Source organism: Pseudomonas subflava (assembly GCF_023823685.1).
GTDB lineage: Bacteria > Pseudomonadota > Gammaproteobacteria > Pseudomonadales > Pseudomonadaceae > Aquipseudomonas > Aquipseudomonas subflava.
Genome location: NZ_JAMXBF010000014.1, coordinates 1 through 17,824, shown reverse-complemented (window position 1 = coordinate 17,824; position 17,824 = coordinate 1). Strand labels below are relative to the sequence as shown.

The following is a 17,824-nucleotide window of genomic DNA, read 5'->3' as shown; positions in this document are numbered from 1 at the left end:
GGAGGGGATGATGGAATTTGCTTTCTACCTCGCCGCGGGCGTTGCCGTGGCATCCACGGTGATGGTCATTACCGGGACCAACCCAGTGCATGCCCTGCTCAACCTGATCGTCTCGCTGCTAGCCGTGGCCTCGACCTTCTTCGCCCTCGGCGCGCCGTTCGCCGGCGCCCTGGAGATCATCGTCTACGCCGGCGCCATCATGGTGCTGTTCGTCTTCGTGGTGATGATGCTCAACCTCGGCCCGGCCGCTGCCGAGCAGGAGAAGCAATGGCTGAAACCCGGCATCTGGGCCGGTCCCGCCATTCTCTCCCTGCTGCTGCTGGGCCAGCTGCTGTACGCTCTGTTCGCCAGCCCGAGCGGCGCCGCCATCGGTCTCGAGACCGTGGACGCCAAGGCCGTCGGCGTCAGCCTGTTCGGTCCGTATCTGCTGGTGGTAGAGCTGGCCTCCATGCTGCTGCTCGCCGCCCTGGTCGCCGCTTACCACCTGGGCCGCCACGAAGCCAAGGAGCCGAACGTATGAATGCCGTTCCTCTGGAACACGGCCTGGCGCTGGCCGCCGTGCTGTTCAGCCTGGGCCTGATCGGCCTGATGGTGCGCCGTAACATCCTCTTCGTGCTGATGAGCCTGGAAGTGATGATGAACGCCACCGCCCTCGCCTTCGTCGTCGCCGGCAGCCGCTGGGTGCAGGCGGACGGCCAGGTGATGTTCATTCTGGTGATCACCCTGGCAGCCGCCGAGGCCAGCATCGGCCTGGCGATCCTGCTGCAGCTGTATCGCCGCTTCAACACCCTCGATGTCGACGCTGCCAGCGAGATGCGCGGATGAACCTTCTATTCCTCACCCTTCTTTTCCCGCTGATCGGCTGGTGTCTGCTGGCCTTCTCCCGCGGACGCATCTCGGAAAACACCGCCGCCGTGATCGGCGTCGGCTCGGTCGGCCTGGCCGCGCTGAGCGCCGCCTGGGTCATCCTGCAGTTCCTCGGCAACACGCCGGCGGGTGGCGCCTACACACAGACGCTGTGGCAGTGGATGAACGTCGCCGGCCTGGCGCCGAACTTCACTCTGCACCTGGACGGCCTGTCCGCCACCATGCTCGGCGTGGTCACCGGCGTCGGCTTCCTGATCCACCTGTTCGCCAGCTGGTACATGCGCGGTGAAGAGGGCTACTCGCGCTTCTTCGCCTACACTAACCTGTTCATCTTCAGCATGTTGCTGCTGGTGCTCGGCGACAACCTGCTGGTGCTGTTCTTCGGCTGGGAAGGCGTGGGCCTGTGCTCGTACCTGCTGATCGGCTTCTACTACAAGCACGTGCCCAACGGTAACGCGGCGCTCAAGGCGTTCATCGTCACCCGCATCGGCGACGTGTTCCTGATGATCGGCCTGTTCATCCTGTTCCTGAACCTCGGCACCCTGAACATCCAGGAGCTGATGGTGCTGGCACCGCAGAAGTACGTGGCCGGCGATACCTGGTTGTGGGTCGCCACCCTGATGCTGCTCGGCGGCGCCGTGGGCAAATCCGCCCAGCTGCCACTGCAGACCTGGCTGGCCGACGCGATGGCGGGCCCGACTCCGGTTTCTGCGCTGATCCACGCGGCCACCATGGTAACCGCGGGCGTGTACCTGATCGCCCGTACCCACGGCTTGTTCCTGCTGACCCCGGAGATCCTCGAGCTGGTCGGCATCGTCGGCGCCGTGACCCTGGTGCTGGCCGGCTTCGCCGCTCTGGTGCAGACCGACATCAAGCGCATCCTCGCCTACTCGACCATGAGCCAGATCGGCTACATGTTCCTCGCCCTCGGCGTGCAGGCCTGGGACGCGGCGATCTTCCACCTGATGACCCACGCCTTCTTCAAGGCGCTGCTGTTCCTCGCCTCCGGTGCGGTGATCCACGCCTGCCACCACGAGCAGAACATCTTCAGGATGGGCGGTCTGTGGAAGAAGCTGCCGCTGGCCTACGCCAGCTTCGTGGTCGGCGGCGCCGCCCTGGCCGCGCTGCCGCTGGTCACCGCCGGTTTCTACTCCAAGGACGAGATCCTCTGGGAAGCCTTCGCCAGCGGTCACAGCGAGCTGCTCTACGCGGGCCTGGCCGGTGCGTTCCTGACCTCGATCTACACCTTCCGCCTGATCTTCATCGCCTTCCACGGCGAGCAGAAGACCGAGGCCCATGCCGGTCATGGCATCGCCCACAACCTGCCGCTGGCCACGCTGATCGTGCTGTCGACCTTCGTCGGCGCGCTGATCACCCCGCCGCTGGCTGGCGTGCTGCCGCAGAGCATCGGCCATGCCGGTGGCGAGGCCAAGCACAGCCTGGAGATCGCCTCGGGCGCCATCGCCCTCGCCGGTATCCTCCTGGCCGCCCTGCTGTTCCTCGGCCAGCGCCGCTTCGTCAGCGCCGTGGCCGCCAGCGCGCCGGGCCGCTTCCTGTCGGCCTGGTGGTTCGCCGCCTGGGGCTTCGACTGGCTCTACGACAAGCTCTTCGTGCAGCCGTACCTGCTGATCTGCCGTCTGCTCGGCCGCGACCCGATCGACCAGACCATCGGCCTGGTGCCGCGCCTGGCCCGTGGCGGCAACGCCACCCTGGCCCGCCTGCAGACCGGCCAGGTGCGCTGGTACGCCGCCTCCATTGCCGGGGGCGCGGTGTTCGTGCTCGCCGTCCTCCTGTTTCTGAATTAAGGAAAATAGCCCGTCATGATCCTGCCCTGGCTAATCCTGATCCCCTTCATCGGCGGCCTGCTGTGCTGGCAAGGCGAGCGCTTCGGCAACACCCTGCCGCGCTGGATCGCCCTGCTGACCATGGGCCTGCTGTTCGGCCTCGGCCTGTGGCTGTGGGCCACGGCCGACTTCGCCCTGGCGCCGGCACCCGGCGCGGAGCTGGCCTGGGCCGCCGAGTTCAAGGTCCAGTGGATCGAGCGTCTCGGCATCAGCATCCATCTCGGCCTCGACGGCCTGTCGGTGCTGATGATCGCCCTCACCGGCCTGCTCGGCGTGCTTTCGGTGCTGTGCTCGTGGAACGAGATCCAGAACCGCGTCGGCTTCTTCCACCTCAACCTGATGTGGATTCTCGGTGGCGTGGTCGGCGTGTTCCTCGCCATCGACCTGTTCCTTTTCTTCTTCTTCTGGGAAATGATGCTGGTGCCGATGTACTTCCTCATCGCGCTCTGGGGTCATAGCGGCAGCAAGGGTCACTCGCGGATCAACGCCGCCACCAAGTTCTTCATCTTCACCCAGGCCAGCGGCCTAATCATGCTGGTGGCGATCCTCGCCCTGGTGCTGATCAACTACAACGCCACCGGCATGCTGACCTTCAACTACGAAGACCTGCTGAAGACCGACCTGCCGGCCGGCACCGAGTACGTGCTGATGCTCGGTTTCTTCGCCGCCTTCGCCGTGAAGTTCCCGGTGGTACCGGTGCACTCCTGGCTGCCGGACGCCCACGCCCAGGCGCCGACCGCCGGCTCCGTGGATCTGGCCGGTATCCTGCTGAAGACCGCTGCCTATGGCCTGATGCGTTTCGCCATCCCGCTGTTCCCCAATGCCTCGGCCGAGTTCGCGCCGATCGCCATGTGGCTCGGCGTGTTCGCCATCGCCTACGGGGCCTTCCTGTCGTTCGCCCAGACCGATATCAAGCGCCTGGTGGCCTACTCCAGCGTCTCGCACATGGGCTTCGTGCTGATCGCCATCTACTCCGGCAGCCAGATCGCCCTGCAGGGCGCGGTGGTGCAGATGATGGCCCACGGCCTGTCGGCCGCCGCACTGTTCATCCTCTGCGGCCAGCTCTACGAGCGCCTGCACACCCGCGACATGCGCGAGATGGGCGGCATCTGGGCGCGCCTGCCGTGGCTGCCGGCCGTGAGCCTGTTCTTCGCCGCGGCGGCGCTGGGCCTGCCGGGTACCGGCAACTTCGTCGGCGAGTTCCTGATCCTGATCGGCAGCTTCCCGGCCGCGCCGTGGGTCGTGGTGCTGGCCGCCTGCGGCCTGGTGCTGGGCTCGGTCTACTCGCTGGCGATGATCCACCGCGCCTACTTCGGCCCGGCCAAGTCCGATGCTCCGCTGCAGGCCCTGAAGGCTCGCGAGCTGTACATGGTACTGGGCCTGGCCGTGCTGCTGATCCTCCTCGGCGTCTACCCGCAACCGGTGCTCGACACCTCCGCCGCCAGCATGCACGGCGTGCAGCAGTGGTTCAGCGGCGCCCTCACTCAACTCGCCTCGGTCCGGTAATCAAGCGCTATGGAACTGACGACTCAACACTTCATCGCGCTGCTGCCGCTGCTGGTCACCTGCACCACCATCGTCGTGGTGATGCTGGCCATCGCCTGGAAGCGCAACCACGCCATGGCCTTCGTGCTCTCGGTGCTGGGCCTCAACCTGGCCCTGCTGTCGGTGATTCCGGCCGTGGGCGTAACACCGATCCAGGTCACCCCGCTGCTGCTGATCGACAAGTTCGCCTGCTACTACATGGCGCTGGTGCTGGCCGCGACGCTGGCCTGCACCACGCTGATCCACGCCTACCTGGGCGGCGAGTCGGGCAAGCAGGGCTACCCAGGCAACCGTGAAGAGCTGTACCTGCTGATCCTGCTGTCCGCCGCCGGCGGCCTGGTGCTGGTCAGCGCGCAGCACCTGGCCGGCCTGTTCATCGGCCTGGAACTGCTGTCGGTACCGACCTTCGGGATGATCGCCTACGCCTTCTTCAACAAGCGTTCGCTGGAAGCCGGCATCAAGTACATGGTGCTGTCTGCCGCAGGCTCGGCCTTCCTGCTGTTCGGCATGGCCCTGCTATACGCCGAATCCGGCAGCCTGAGCTTCGCCGGCATCGGTGCCAAACTGGCCGCCGACGGCCTGCCCAGCCTGATCGCCCAGGTCGGCATGGGCATGATGCTGATCGGCCTGGCCTTCAAGCTGTCGCTGGTGCCCTTCCACCTGTGGACGCCAGACGTCTACGAGGGCGCCCCGGCGCCGGTGGCCGCGTTCCTGGCCACCGCGAGCAAGGTGGCGGTGTTCGCCGTGCTGCTGCGTCTGTACCAGCTCTCCCCGGTGACCACCGGTGGCTGGCTGAACGACCTGCTGACCGTGCTGGCCATCGCCTCGATCCTGTTCGGTAACCTGCTGGCGCTGCTGCAGAGCAATCTCAAGCGCCTGCTCGGCTATTCCTCCATCGCCCACTTCGGCTACCTGCTGATCGCCCTGATCGCCAGCAAGGGCCTGGCCGAGGAAGCCATCGGCGTGTACCTGGCCACCTACCTGCTGACCAGCCTCGGCGCGTTCGGCGTGATCACCCTGATGTCCACGCCCTACAGCGGCCGCGACGCCGACGCCCTGTACGAATACCGCGGCCTGTTCTGGCGCCGTCCGTACCTGACCGCCGTGCTCACCGTGATGATGCTGTCGCTGGCCGGTATCCCGCTGACCGCCGGCTTCATCGGCAAGTTCTACGTGATCGCCGCTGGTGTCGAGTCGCAGCAGTGGCTGCTGCTGGGCGCACTGGTGCTGGGCAGCGCCGTGGGCGTCTACTACTACCTGCGGGTCATGGTCACCATGTTCCTCGCCGAGCCGAACCTGAAGCGCCACGATGCGCCGTTCAACTGGGGCCAGCGCGCCGGCGGCATCATGCTGCTGGTCGTCGCCCTGCTCGCCTTCTTCCTCGGCGTGTATCCGCAGCCGCTGCTGGAACTGGTGCAACAGGCCGCTCTGGTGGCCGTCGCGCCCTGACGGCGACCCGGCATAAAAAACCGGCCCCGGCCGGTTTTTTTATGCGCGTCTTTCGACGACTCAGGGCAATCGGACCTGGCGCCGGCTGCTGTAGAGACCCCAGCTGGCGATGAATAGCGCGGCGATCAGCGGGCCGATGACGAAGCCGTTGAGGCCGAACAGCGTCAACCCGCCCAGCGTGGAGATCAGCACCAGGTAGTCCGGCATCCGCGTGTCCTTGCCCACCAGTATCGGGCGCAGCAGGTTGTCCACCAGGCCGATGACCAGCACGCCGAAGGCGATCAGCACGATCCCCTGCGTCACCTCGCCGGACGCCAGCAGGTACAGCGCCACGGGCCCCCACACCAGGCCGCAGCCCACCGCCGGCAGCAGCGACAGGAAGGCCATCAGCACACCCCACAGCAACGGGCTGCCGATGCCCAACAGCCAGAAGATCAGCCCGCCGAGCGCCCCCTGCACCGCCGCCACCACCAGGTTGCCCTTCACCGTGGCGCGCACCACGCGGGTGAACTTGATCTGCAGCCTACGCTTGAGCGAATCCTCGAGCGGCACGGCCGTGCGCACCAAACGCACCAGCTCGGGGCCGTCGCGCAGGAAAAAATACAGCAGATAGAGCATGACGAAGAAGCCGACCAGGAACTGGAAGGTGTTCTGCCCGATGTCGAAGGCCTTGGTCGCCAGAAACTCGCTGCCCTGCATGGCGCCCCGGGCGATGCGCTCGCGCAGCGCGTCGAAGTTGCCCAGGCCGAAGCGGTCCAGCAGCCGCTGCAAGGTGTCCGGCAGCAAGGTTTTGAAGCGTTCGACATAGGTGCCTATGTCGAGCTCGCCCTTCTCGATCCGCTGGTAGATGGCGGTGCCCTCGTTGACCAGGGCCAGGCTGATCAGGATCACCGGCAGGATCGCCACCAACAGGCATACCGACAGCGTCACCAGCGCCGAGAGATTGCCGCGCCCGCCGAAGCGCAGCGCCATGCGCCGCTGCAGCGGCGCGAACAGCACCGACAGCACCACCGCCCAGAACAGCGCGCCCCAGAATGGCAGGAGGATCCAGCCGAAGGCCAGGGTGACCAGCACCAGGAGCGTGAGGAAGGATTTTTGTTCGATGCGCGGTGAATACATGGGCGGCGGGACCGGTCGGGACTGTTGCTGTTTAGTCCTCCTGCCGCCCCGTTAAGTGCGAGCTTTCTCGCCCATGGGAGGCGCCGTAGCGCCTCCCGTGTCGTCTCGCGATCAGATGCGGAACTGACGCACCAGGCCGCCCAGGCGCTCGCCAAGGCCCGACAGGCTGCGCGCGGTTTCGGCGCCCTGACGGGTTTCGTCGGCGACGCTGTCCACCGCCACGGCGATCTGGTGCACGCTGCGGTTGATCTCCTCGGCCACCGCGGTCTGCTCCTCGGCGGCACTGGCGATCTGCGCGTTCATCGCGTTGATGGTGCCGATCAGCCCGGCGATGGCGTCCAGCGAGGCACCGGCCTGATTGGCCTGATTGCTGGTGTCCTCGCCGGCGTCGCTGGAGCGGCGCATGGCGGTGACCGAGGCCTGGGTGCCCTGCTGCAGACGGTCGATCATGCCCTGAATTTCCTGGGTGCTCTGCTGGGTACGGCTGGCCAGCGCGCGCACCTCGTCCGCTACCACCGCAAAGCCGCGACCGGCTTCGCCGGCACGGGCCGCTTCGATGGCCGCGTTGAGCGCCAGCAGGTTGGTCTGCTCGGCGATGGAGCGGATCACGTCGAGCACGCTGACGATGGACTGCACGTCCTGCTGCAGGCTGTCCAGCGACTGGCCGCTGGAGCGGATGTCACCGACCAGCGCATGGATGCGGGTGATGCTGCCATCCACCACCTGCTTGGCGGCCTGGCCCTCGCGGTCGGTCTGCTGGGCCGCTTCGGCGGCGCCCTGGGCGCTCTTGGCCACTTCGTGAGCGGCGGCGGACATCTCGTTGATCGCCGTGGCCACTTGATCGGTCTCGTGGCGCTGGCGCTCCATGGCGTGCTCGGAACGCTGCGCCTGGGCGGCGACCTGGCCGACCAGGCCGGTGAGCTGCTCGGTCATCTCGGCGATCTGCCGCACCAGGCCGTGGATTTTCTCGACGAAGCGGTTGAACGAGCCGGCCAGCTGGCCCAGCTCGTCCTCGCTGGCCACCGGCAGGCGGCGGGTCAGATCACCCTCGCCGGCCGCGATGTCGTCGAGGTTGGCCTTGATCTGCTGCAGCGGACGCAGGAAGGCGTTGCTCAGCGTCAGGCCGCCAATGCCGAATACCACCAGCATCACGGCGGCGATCACCAGGATGCTGGTGAGGATGGTGGCGACGCGCTCTTCGATGGCCGCCTCGACTTCCGCCACCTGGGCCTCGACGCCGTCCAGGTTGACCGCCGTGCCCAGCGCCAGGTCCCACTTCGGCAGGTAGTAGCTGTAGCCCAGCTTGGGCACCAGCACGCTCTCGTTGCCCGGCAGCGGCGAGCTGTATTCCACGTAGTTGGAGCCGTCCTTGGCGACGCGCACCAGCTCGTCGTTGACCGCAACGCCGTTGGGGTCCTTGCGGCCGGTGAAGCTCTTGCCCACGTCGGTCGGGCTGTCGCCGCGGAACAGGCGTATCACCTGCGAGTCGTAGCCGAAGAAGTAGCTGTCCTGGCCGTACTTGATCTTCGCCAGGATCTCGATGGCCTGCTCGCGGCTGGCCATGTCGCCCGGGCTTGCGGCGTCGTACAGCGCCTGCACCGAGCCCAGGGCGATCTGCATGTAGTTCTTCAGTTCCTGACGATTCTCCTGGATCAGACGCTCGCGGGTCTGCGCCACTTCGTCCTCCGCCAGGTTGGTCAGGATCTTCGCGGCGGCGCCGCTCAGTACCAGGGCGAAGAGGATCACCGGCACCAGGGCCAGCAGCATGACTTTGGTTTTCAGCGTGAGGCGCATATGGATTCCTTCTCTCTATCGGCAGCGCACAAAGCAAAACGGGGTGCCCTGTTATCGGCAACCCCGCTGCAACCTGAAGTGCGTGTTAGACGCTTTACAGCAGCATGGCCGCGGCCCAGCCAAAGGCCAGCAGCGGCAGGTTGTAGTGCAGGAACGTCGGCACCACCGTGTCCCAGATGTGATTGTGCTGGCCGTCCACGTTCAGGCCGGCGGTCGGGCCGAGTGTGGAGTCGGACGCCGGCGAGCCGGCATCGCCTAGCGCGCCGGCGGTGCCGATCAGACTGACGATGGCCAGCGGGCTGAAACCCAGCTGCTCGCACAGTGGCACGAAGATGGCGGCGATGATCGGCACGGTGGAAAACGACGAGCCGATGCCCATGGTCACCAGCAGGCCGACCAGCAACATGAGCAACGCACCGAGCGCCTTGCTGTTGCCGATCCAGGCGGCGGAGGCGTCCACCAGCGTCTTGACCTGGCCGGTGGCGTTCATGACCTCGGCGAAGCCCTGGGCGGCGATCATGATGAAGCCGATCATGGCCATCATCTTCATGCCGTCGGTGAACAGCCCGTCGGTCTCGCGCCAGCGCACCACACCGGACACCGAGAAGATCACGAAGCCGAGCAGCGCACCGACGATCATCGAATCCAGCCAGAGCTGGACGGCGAACGCCACGGCCACCGCGACGCCGGCGACGGCCATGCTCTTGCCGTTATAGGGCACGCTCACCTGCTCGGCGTCGACGATCCGGTCCAGGTCGTAACGGCGCGGTTTGCGGTAGCTGAACAGCACCGCGATGAGCAGGCCGAACAGCATGCCGAGGGCGGGAATCAGCATCGCCTCGGTGACCCTGATGCCCTCGATGTCGACGCCGCCCTTGGCGACGTTGGCCAGCAGGATGTCGTTGAGGAAGATGCCGCCGAAGCCGACCGGCAGAAACATGTAGGGCGAGATCAGGCCGAAGGTGATGACACAGGCGATCAGCCGGCGGTCGATCTGCAGGCGGGTCAGCACATACAGCAGTGGCGGTACCAGCAGCGGAATGAAGGCGATATGGATCGGCAGGATGTTCTGCGAGGCCACCGACACCGCCAGCAGCACACCGACCATCAGCCACTTCAGGGCGCCGCCGCCTTGCGCTTCCTGCCGCCCCACCAGCGCCAGGGCCTTGTCCGCCAGCGCGTGGGCCAGGCCCGACTTGGCGATGGCCACCGCGAACGCACCGAGTAGCGCGTAGGACAACGCCACGTTGGCGCCTGCGCCCAGGCCCTTGTTGAAGGCGGCCAGGCTGGCCTGCAGATCGAGCCCGCCGATCACCCCACCGGCCAGCGCGCCGGCGATCAGCGCGATCACCACGTGCACCCGGCACAGACTCAGAATCAGCATGATGCCGACTGCGGCAACGACTGCGTTCATGGAAAACTCCCAGGCAGGGCAACGAAAAGCCGCGCACTCTGCCCCATCACCGGGGCGCTGTCAAAACCGGTAGCGCCTGCCTTGCACGGCTCTTGCGTGGGTCGTGGTCGCAGCACAAATGCGTAAAATGCGCAGCCGCGGTCAAGTTTTTGACAAGGCCGCCGATAATTGACTCACAAGTCTGCTAGCCCACAAGGACCCGCTCATGCCGTCGCGCCTGTCCATCCAGCTGAAAATCACCCTACTCGCCGGCCTTTGCCTGCTGGCCATAGTAACGATGCTGGTGGGCGCTTCGCTCTATCAGTCCACCCATAGCGCCAGGCTGGTCAAGACCTCCAGTTCCGAGATGCTGGAAGAGTCGGCCCGCTCGCGCATGGCTTCGCGCGGCGAGCTGCAGGCCATACGTATCCAGCGCTATTTCATGGACGCCTACCAGTACGGCGCCGGCTTCTCGCGCCAGGTGCTGTTCCTCAAGGATCAGGCGGAAAAGCGCTTCCTCGACGCCTTCGACCTGCGCGAGGACATGACTCGGCAGGTGCGCTCGGCGCTGGAGGCCAACCCCAACCTCCTCGGCCTGTACCTGGTGTTCGAAACCAACGCGCTCGATGGCAAGGACGAGCTGTTCGCCAACATGGCCGAACTGGGCAGCAACGACACCGGCCGTTTCTCGCTGTATTGGTCCCAGAGCACGCCGGGCCAGCTGGAGTCTGAGTCGATGAGCGAGGAAGAGCTGCAGGACACCAGCACCGGTCCCAGCGGCGCGCCGTACAACGCCTGGTACACCTGCCCGCGCGACACCCGCCGCGCCTGTGTACTCGATCCGTACTTCGACGACGTCAACGGCAAGCAGGTGCTGATGACCAGCATCGCCTTCCCGCTTGAGCAGGGCGGCAAGATCATCGGCGTGATGGGCCTGGACATCAGCCTGGAGAACCTGCAGCAGATCAGCGAAAAGGCCAGCGCGGAGCTGTACGGCGGGCAGGCCCATGTCAGCATCATCAGCGCCGCCGGCCTGCTGGCCGGGCACAGCCGGGACGCCACCCACCTGGGCAAGGCCCTGACCACCGCATTTCCCCATCAGGGCGATGAAATCGCCAAGATGCTTGCCGGCGGCCAGGCTCATTTCCTCGAGCGCGAGGGCAAGCTGCGGGTGTTCGAACCGCTGCTGCCGATTCCCGAGGCCAAGCACTGGGGCGTGCTGCTGGAGGTGCCCACTGCCACGCTGCTCGGCCCCGCCCTGAAGCTTGAGCAGGAACTGGAGCAGCGCCGCACCGGCGACACGGTCTTCTCCCTGGTCCTGGCGCTGATCGCCATCTGTGTCGGTGTACTGCTGATGTGGCTGACCGCCCGCGGCGTGACCCGGCCCATCCTCGATGTGGCCAGCATGCTGAAGAACATCGCCAGCGGCGAAGGCGACCTCACCCGCCGCCTGGAATACGCCAAGCAGGACGAGCTCGGCGAGCTGGCCGGCTGGTTCAACCGTTTCCTCGACAAGCTGCAGCCGATCATCGCCGACGTGAAGCGCTCGGTGCAGGACGCGCGCAGCACCGCCGACCAGTCCGCCGCCATCGCCAGCCAGACCAGCGCCGGCATGCAGCAGCAGTTCCGCGAGGTGGATCAGGTGGCCACCGCGTCCCAGGAGATGAGCGCCACCGCCCACGACGTGGCCAACAACGCCGCCCAGGCCGCCGATGCCGCCCGTGGCGCCGATGCCGCGGCCCGCGAAGGCCTGGCCGTGATCGACCGCACCACGCTGTCGATCGAACAGTTGGCCAGCGAGCTGAGCTCGGCGATGCAGGAGGTGGAGAGCCTGGCCAGCAGCAGCGAGCAGATCGGCTCGGTGCTGGAGGTGATCCGCGCCATCGCCGAACAGACTAACCTGCTGGCCCTCAACGCAGCCATCGAGGCCGCTCGCGCCGGGGAAGCCGGCCGCGGCTTCGCCGTGGTGGCCGACGAGGTACGTAACCTGGCCAAGCGCACCCAGGACTCGGTGGAAGAGATCCGCCAGGTGATCGAGAACCTGCAGAGCGGCACCCGCGACGTGGTCGGCTCCATGCACAGCAGCCACACCCAGGCCCAGAGCAGCGTCGAGCTGGTCGAGCAGGCCGTGGTCGCGTTGCGCCGCATCGGCGACTCGGTCACCGTGATCAACGACATGAACCTGCAGATCGCCTCGGCCGCCGAGGAGCAGAGTGCGGTGGCCGAAGAGGTCAACCGCAACGTGGCCAACATCCGCGACGTCACCGAGACGCTGTCCAGCCAGGCCGAGGAATCCGCGCAGGTCAGCCAGAGCCTGAACAGCCTGGCCAACCACCAGCAGGGGCTGATGGACCAGTTCCGCGTCTGACGTCCGCCGGGCCCAAAGGCGGCCGCGGAATGCTCATGTACCTCTCGTACATGTTGCATCCTCGGCCGCTTTTTTGCGGGGTCCGCCAGGCGTTTTCCAGCGCTGAGTCCAAAGACCGTGAACAGTCCCACGCGGCGCCCTCGATCTAGCTGGCGTCATCCGTCGGCGTCCCTGACGCCTCGCCACTTGCCCCGGCCCAGAGCGGCCGGTAGCCTGCGCGCAATCATTCGCCAGAGAGAATCCCGATGCTCAATATCGCCCTGATCGCCGGCTCCAGCCGCAACGGCAGCCAGTCCGCCAAGGTCGCCCGTTATCTGCGTCAACGTCTGATCGAACTCGGTCTGAGCAGCACCGAGCAGAGCAGCCTGATCGATCTCGGCGAGCGCGGTCTGCCGCTGTGGCCGTCCGATGACAAGGGCCCCTGGGCCGACTACCAGCAACAGCTGGCAGGCGCCGATGCGCTGGTGGTGATCGCGCCGGAGTGGAACGGCATGGCCTGCCCGGCAGTGAAGAACTTCTTCCTCTACGCCAGCAAGGCCGAACTGGCGCACAAGCCTGCGCTGCTGGTGGGCGTATCTTCCGGTATCGGCGGCGCCTACCCGATTAGCGAACTGCGCGCCTCGGGCTACAAGAACTGCCGCATCGCCTACCTGCCGGAGCACCTGATCGTGCGCCAGGTGGAAGCGGTGATGAACGAGGGCGAGGCACGCGACGAGGACGACCTGCGCATCCGCAAGCGCGCCGACTACGCCCTGGACATTCTCGGCAAATACGCCGAGGCGCTGAAGCCGGTACGCGCGGCCATCGACCTGAGCGAGCCGGCCTTCACCAACGGCATGTGACGGAGCGCCCTCGCCGAATCTCGCTCCTCAGGCAACGGACGAGTTCTTCGGCAAGCGCACCACCACCCGCAGCCCGCCCAGCGGGCTGTCTTCCAAGCTTAGAGTGCCGCCCCAGGCGTCGACGATATCGCGCACGATCCCGAGGCCGAGGCCATGCCCGGCGACCTGCTCGTCCAGCCGCGTGCCCCGGCCCAGCACGTCGGCGCGGCGTTGCGGCGCGATCCCGGGGCCGTCATCGTCGACCCACAGCCGGTAGGCATCACCCTCCTCCGCCAGGCTCAGACACACTTCGGCATCGGCCCATTTGCAGGCGTTGTCGAGCAGGTTGCCGAGCAGTTCCAGCAGATCCTCCCGATCCCATGGCAGACACAGGCCCGGCGCGGCTTGCCAGTCGAGCTTGAGGCCATGGCTGTGGATCATGCCCAGAGTGGAGAACAGCCCCGGCAGCTCCGCCGCGCAATCGAAATGCGCGCCAGGCAGCGCCTCGCCGGCCAACCGTGCACGTCCCAGTTCGCGCTCCAGCCGTTGCTGGATCTGCGTCAGCTGCTCACGCAGCGTTGCCTGTAGTTCCGGCTGGTCACGCAGGTCCTGCCGTTCACTCAGGCTGACCAGCACCGCCAGCGGCGTCTTCAGGGCATGGCCCAGATTGCCCAACGCATTGCGCGATCGCCTGAGCGTCTCCTCGGTATGGCTCAGCAGCCGGTTGATCTGCCCCACCAGCGGCTCCAGCTCCTGAGGCACCTGGCTGTCCAGCTCGCTGCGGCGTCCCTGCTGCAGTTGGGCGATCTGCCCGCGTACCCGCTCCAGCGGCCGCAGGGCCACACGCACCGTGTAGCGCTGGGCCAGCAGGATCAGCAGCAGCGCGCCGCCGCCCAGCGCCAGCCCCAGCCACTGCAGACGGCGAAAGCCCTGCAGGATCGGCGTGTAGTCCTGCGCCACGTTGATGGAAAAGGTCTGGCCGAAGCGCCGATAGTCGGCGCGGAACACCAGCAGCCGCTGGCCTTGCGGCCCGTCGCCCAGGCCGTCCTGCAACCCTTCCTTGGCCGGCGGTTGCAGGCTCCGGTCCCACAGGGAACGGGAGCGCCAGGTTTCATCGCCGAAGTCGATGCGGAAGTAATGGCCGGAAAACGGCCGCTGAAAGGTCGGGTCCAGGCGTCGCTCATCCAGCTGCACGCCGTTCTGGCCGCGCACGAGCGCGATCAGCAGGGTCTGGGTTTCGTCTTCGAGGTCCTCGCGCAGGTAACGCCGCAGACTGTGATCGAACAGCCACAGGCTGCTCTGCGCCAGGATCAGCCCCACCACCACCAGCACTCCCGCCAGGCCCAGGCTGAGGCGGCGCTGGATGGACCTCAAGCGCCGACCCCGGCGTAGCGGTAACCCTGGCCGCGGCGCGTCTCGATCACCTCGCGGCCGAGCTTGCCGCGCAGACGGTTGACGTGCACCTCGAGCACATTGGAATCGCGCTCGCTCTCGCCGTCGTACAGGTGGTCCGCGAGTTGGCCCTTGGACAGGATCTGCCCTGGGTGCAGCATGAAGTAGCGCAGCAGGCGGAACTCGGCGGAAGTCAGCTCGATCTGCTCGCCGTCGCGGGTCACGCACTGGCGTCCCTCGTCCAGCTGCAGGCCCGCTGCCTCGAGCTGCGGCTGGTTGGCCAGGCCATGGGCGCGGCGTGCCAACGCCTGCAGGCGCAGCGCGAGTTCCTCGGGATGAAACGGCTTAGTGAGGTAGTCGTCGGCACCGGCCTTGAGGCCCTCGATGCGCTCGGCCCAGGAGCCACGCGCCGTGAGGATCAGCACTGGCGTGGCCAGACCACCCGCACGCCACTCGCGCAGCACTTCGAGGCCCGGTTTGCCGGGCAGGCCTAGATCGAGCACGATCAGGTCATACGGTTCCGTGGCGCCTTGATAGACGGCATCGCGGCCGTCCGCCAGCCAGTCCACCGCATAGCCCTGGCGCCCTAGCGCGGCGATCAGTTCGTCGGCCAGCGGTACATGATCTTCGACCAGTAGCAGACGCATCAGTCCTCCACTTCGTCCTTGAGGATGCGACCGTCGCGGGCATCCAGCTCCAGTTCACGGACGGTGCCGTCGAGCGTCAGCAACTCGACCTCGTAGACCAGCACATCGTCTTCCTCTTCCAGCTCCGCCTCCAGCAGCTCGGCCCCGGGGTAACGCCCCAGGGCCGGTGCCATCAGCATCTCCAGGGGGCGGATCACCCCCTCCTGACGCAGCCGCAGTGCCTCGTCCTGGTCCAAGTCGCGCGCCTGGGCATCGAGTGCCAGCACCGCGAGAACCAGCGTGAGGATGCCGCTATAGCGAAACACGAATTTCATCAGTCATCCCGGTGCTCTTGCAGGATCTGGCCATTGGTGGCGTCCACCTCCACATCCCACTGCACGCCCTGGGCATCACGCAGCTCGACCTGGTAGACGTAGCGGCCATGCTCCTGCTCCAGCTCGGTGTCCTCGACTTTCGCGCCCGGATGCTTGGCCAGCGCGGCCTCGTTGAGCTTCTCGAAATTCTGGATGGTACCGGCATCACGCAGTTTCAGCGCCTCGTCCGGGCCAAGATCGCGAGCCTGGGAGATACCGGCAGTGGCGGCCAGGGCGGCGATGGCGAAAAGGCTGGTCAGCTTGTTCATGGTGTTCTCCTCGGGGGTATCTGCTGTCTACGATGTTCAAGATACTCATGCCGACTTAATTGAAGCTGAATTGTCGGCGACAGCCCCGACCACCCACAACAGTTGCGATATTCATGGTCTGAAGTCGCTTGGTCTGGTCCACCACGCCACTATAATCGCAGGCCTGCAATCGGAGCCGAGCATGACCGCCATTCACGTCAAGTCACCCGCCCTCAGTCTGCGCGCCGGCAAACGCGCCCTGGTCCGTATCCGCGAACGTGGCCTGCAGCCGGCCGACGTCGGCATTCTGCCAGGCGCCGCCGGTGGTCCAAAGGGCCTGGGCATTCAGGGCCTGGATCTGGCGCTGTTTGGTGAATGGCTTCCCCGTGCACCTCGCGAGCGCACCCTGATCGGCGCCTCGATCGGCTCCTGGCGCTTCGCCAGCGCCTGTCTACCGGATGCCTGCGCAGGTATCCAACGTCTGGGCGAGCTCTACACCAGCCAGCGCTTCGCCAAGGGCGTGAGCATGGCCGAGGTCTCGCGTAGCTGCGTGAAACTCTTGGACGAACTGCTTGAAGGGCAGGACGCAGCGGTGCTCAACAATCCCTTCTACCGCCTAAATGTGGTGGTGGTGCGCAGCCACGGTCTGCTGCAGCACGACCATCGCGGCAAGCTGGGGCTGGGACTCTCTTCGGTGATCGGCAGCAACCTGCTCGGACGCAGCCGCCTTGGGCGCCATTTCGACCGTGTGATCATGCACGATGCCCGGCAGACGCCACCGCTGGCCACGCTCAATGACTTCCGCTCCCATTTCCATGCCTTGGCCGAAACCAATCTGCGCCATGCACTACTGGCATCCGGCTCGATCCCCATGGTCATGGAGGCGATCCGCGACATCCCTGGTCTGGAGCCTGGCACCTATCGCGATGGTGGCCTGCTCGACTATCACCTGGACCTTCCCTATCAGGGCGACGGCGTGGTGCTGTATCCGCACTTCACCGACCGGGTGATTCCCGGCTGGTTCGATAAAGGCCTGCCGTGGCGCAGGGGTGACGGCGAGCGCTTGCAGGATGTTCTGTTGTTGGCGCCCTCGCGCGAATATCTTGCGAGCCTACCCCACGGCAAACTGCCAGATCGCAGCGACTTCAAACGCTATCTGGGGAACGACGACGGCCGTGAGCGTTGCTGGCGCAAAGCGATGGCCGAAAGCCAACGGCTGGGTGACGAGTTTCTCGAACTCGCCGATAGCGGCCGTATCGGCGAACGCCTGGCTCCGCTCTAGGACGGTTAGCCGCCCGGAGATCCGGGCGCTGCGTGCTCCACGCGGAAAAAACACTCGGGCTGATAAACTGCGCGGCGATTTTTTATACCGTCGTATCCACTTAGCAGAGCGCTTGCCTTGGAACTGTTCAAAGAATTCACCTTCGAGTCCGCTCATCTTCTGCCTCATGTACCGGCAGGCCACAAATGCGGACGCCTGCATGGCCATTCCTTCCGTGCCGCGATCTATATCGAAGGCGACGTCGATCCACACACCGGTTGGATTCGAGATTTCGCCGAGATCAAGGCGATCTTCAAGCCGATTTATGAGCGTCTCGACCACAACTATCTGAACGACATCCCAGGCCTCGAGAATCCTACTAGTGAAAATCTGGCCAAATGGATCTGGCGGGAGCTCAAGCCAATGCTGCCAGAGCTTTCCCGCATTCGGGTGCATGAGACTTGTACCAGTGGCTGCGAATACCGCGGCGACTGAAAAATACCTTCGACTCGTAGACTAAAAAGCCACCTGATCGGTGGCTTTTTAATGAGCGCTGTTCTTGAGCGTGCGTAGATTCGCTAGTCGCAGCCCGGCTCTACTGCTCCGCTAACTGTAGCCGCCCTCGCATCCGGTTCGCCCATGCAGGAACTCTGGCAGTCTGCAGGCTTCCTTGCCAAAGCGAGCGCCCGCTATCGATACGGATAGACAACGCGGCGAGCGGTC

General features: G+C 65.9%; 16 protein-coding genes and 1 pseudogene. 10 read left to right on the top strand and 7 right to left on the bottom strand.

The window, feature by feature from the left end:
- The first annotated feature begins 10 nt into the window (after positions 1 to 10).
- The 5 genes from nuoJ to nuoN are packed head-to-tail and all read left to right on the top strand — an operon-like array spanning position 11 to position 5,705.
- Positions 11 to 520 carry an NADH-quinone oxidoreductase subunit J gene (nuoJ, locus tag NF616_RS18605; protein WP_252275108.1) on the top strand — a complete coding sequence of 170 codons (510 nt, stop codon included), beginning with the start codon at positions 11 to 13 and terminating at the stop codon, positions 518 to 520.
- A complete protein-coding gene (gene nuoK, locus NF616_RS18600) occupies positions 517 to 825 on the top strand; it encodes an NADH-quinone oxidoreductase subunit NuoK (RefSeq protein ID WP_043311287.1) in 309 nt (102 codons plus the stop codon). The genes nuoJ and nuoK overlap by 4 nt, the downstream gene beginning before the upstream one ends.
- On the top strand, positions 822 to 2,672 hold the full coding sequence (gene nuoL / locus NF616_RS18595; protein ID WP_252275107.1) for an NADH-quinone oxidoreductase subunit L: 1,851 nt from the start codon (positions 822 to 824) through the stop codon (positions 2,670 to 2,672). The genes nuoK and nuoL overlap by 4 nt, the downstream gene beginning before the upstream one ends.
- Before the next feature lie 15 nt (positions 2,673 to 2,687).
- Positions 2,688 to 4,217: an NADH-quinone oxidoreductase subunit M gene (gene nuoM / locus NF616_RS18590; protein WP_252275105.1), complete on the top strand. Its 1,530-nt coding sequence runs from the start codon at positions 2,688 to 2,690 to the stop codon at positions 4,215 to 4,217.
- A gap of 9 nt (positions 4,218 to 4,226) precedes the next feature.
- A complete protein-coding gene (gene nuoN, locus NF616_RS18585) occupies positions 4,227 to 5,705 on the top strand; it encodes an NADH-quinone oxidoreductase subunit NuoN (RefSeq protein ID WP_252275103.1) in 1,479 nt (492 codons plus the stop codon).
- 60 nt (positions 5,706 to 5,765) lie between these two features.
- Here the strand turns inward: nuoN and NF616_RS18580 are convergent, their stop codons facing one another.
- The 3 genes from NF616_RS18580 to NF616_RS18570 form a co-directional block, all read right to left on the bottom strand.
- Positions 5,766 to 6,824 (bottom strand): AI-2E family transporter, encoded by a 1,059-nt coding sequence (locus NF616_RS18580; protein WP_252275101.1) that lies wholly within the window; start codon positions 6,822 to 6,824, stop codon positions 5,766 to 5,768.
- A 111-nt stretch (positions 6,825 to 6,935) separates the two neighbouring features.
- The gene (ctpM, locus tag NF616_RS21530) at positions 6,936 to 8,591 is read right to left on the bottom strand and encodes a methyl-accepting chemotaxis protein CtpM (protein ID WP_491568559.1); all 1,656 of its coding nucleotides are present in this window, start codon (positions 8,589 to 8,591) and stop codon (positions 6,936 to 6,938) included.
- A gap of 121 nt (positions 8,592 to 8,712) precedes the next feature.
- Positions 8,713 to 10,032, bottom strand: coding sequence for a Na+/H+ antiporter family protein (locus NF616_RS18570; RefSeq protein WP_252275097.1), 1,320 nt, complete (start codon positions 10,030 to 10,032; stop codon positions 8,713 to 8,715).
- A gap of 205 nt (positions 10,033 to 10,237) precedes the next feature.
- Here NF616_RS18570 and NF616_RS21480 point away from each other — a divergent pair.
- The 3 genes and pseudogenes from NF616_RS21480 to NF616_RS18560 all read left to right on the top strand — a co-directional run.
- Positions 10,238 to 11,521, top strand: a pseudogene (locus tag NF616_RS21480) (methyl-accepting chemotaxis protein); the annotation flags it as partial.
- 102 nt (positions 11,522 to 11,623) lie between these two features.
- Entirely contained in the window at positions 11,624 to 12,379 is a 756-nt protein-coding gene (locus NF616_RS21475) for a methyl-accepting chemotaxis protein (RefSeq protein WP_434091912.1), read from the top strand.
- 245 nt (positions 12,380 to 12,624) lie between these two features.
- Positions 12,625 to 13,221 (top strand): NADPH-dependent FMN reductase, encoded by a 597-nt coding sequence (locus NF616_RS18560; RefSeq protein ID WP_252275094.1) that lies wholly within the window; start codon positions 12,625 to 12,627, stop codon positions 13,219 to 13,221.
- Between the two features lie 27 nt (positions 13,222 to 13,248).
- Here NF616_RS18560 and NF616_RS18555 read toward each other — a convergent pair whose 3' ends face one another.
- The 4 genes from NF616_RS18555 to NF616_RS18540 are packed head-to-tail and all read right to left on the bottom strand — an operon-like array spanning position 13,249 to position 15,861.
- The gene (locus NF616_RS18555) at positions 13,249 to 14,574 is read right to left on the bottom strand and encodes a sensor histidine kinase (protein WP_252275092.1); all 1,326 of its coding nucleotides are present in this window, start codon (positions 14,572 to 14,574) and stop codon (positions 13,249 to 13,251) included.
- Positions 14,571 to 15,239, bottom strand: a complete 669-nt coding sequence (locus NF616_RS18550) for a response regulator transcription factor (RefSeq protein WP_252275090.1) — start codon at positions 15,237 to 15,239, stop codon at positions 14,571 to 14,573. The genes NF616_RS18555 and NF616_RS18550 overlap by 4 nt, the downstream gene beginning before the upstream one ends.
- Positions 15,239 to 15,553: a PepSY domain-containing protein gene (locus tag NF616_RS18545; protein ID WP_252275088.1), complete on the bottom strand. Its 315-nt coding sequence runs from the start codon at positions 15,551 to 15,553 to the stop codon at positions 15,239 to 15,241. Before NF616_RS18545 ends, NF616_RS18550 begins: the two co-directional genes overlap by 1 nt.
- Positions 15,553 to 15,861 carry a PepSY domain-containing protein gene (locus NF616_RS18540; RefSeq protein WP_252275086.1) on the bottom strand — a complete coding sequence of 103 codons (309 nt, stop codon included), beginning with the start codon at positions 15,859 to 15,861 and terminating at the stop codon, positions 15,553 to 15,555. The genes NF616_RS18545 and NF616_RS18540 overlap by 1 nt, the downstream gene beginning before the upstream one ends.
- A 181-nt stretch (positions 15,862 to 16,042) precedes the next feature.
- Between NF616_RS18540 and NF616_RS18535 the strand changes: the two genes are divergently transcribed.
- Both NF616_RS18535 and queD read left to right on the top strand, forming a co-directional pair.
- A complete protein-coding gene (locus NF616_RS18535) occupies positions 16,043 to 17,122 on the top strand; it encodes a patatin-like phospholipase domain-containing protein (RefSeq protein ID WP_252275473.1) in 1,080 nt (359 codons plus the stop codon).
- Positions 17,123 to 17,239: 117 nt separating this feature from the next.
- Positions 17,240 to 17,596 carry a 6-carboxytetrahydropterin synthase QueD gene (queD, locus tag NF616_RS18530; RefSeq protein ID WP_252275084.1) on the top strand — a complete coding sequence of 119 codons (357 nt, stop codon included), beginning with the start codon at positions 17,240 to 17,242 and terminating at the stop codon, positions 17,594 to 17,596.
- The last annotated feature ends 228 nt before the right edge of the window (positions 17,597 to 17,824 follow it).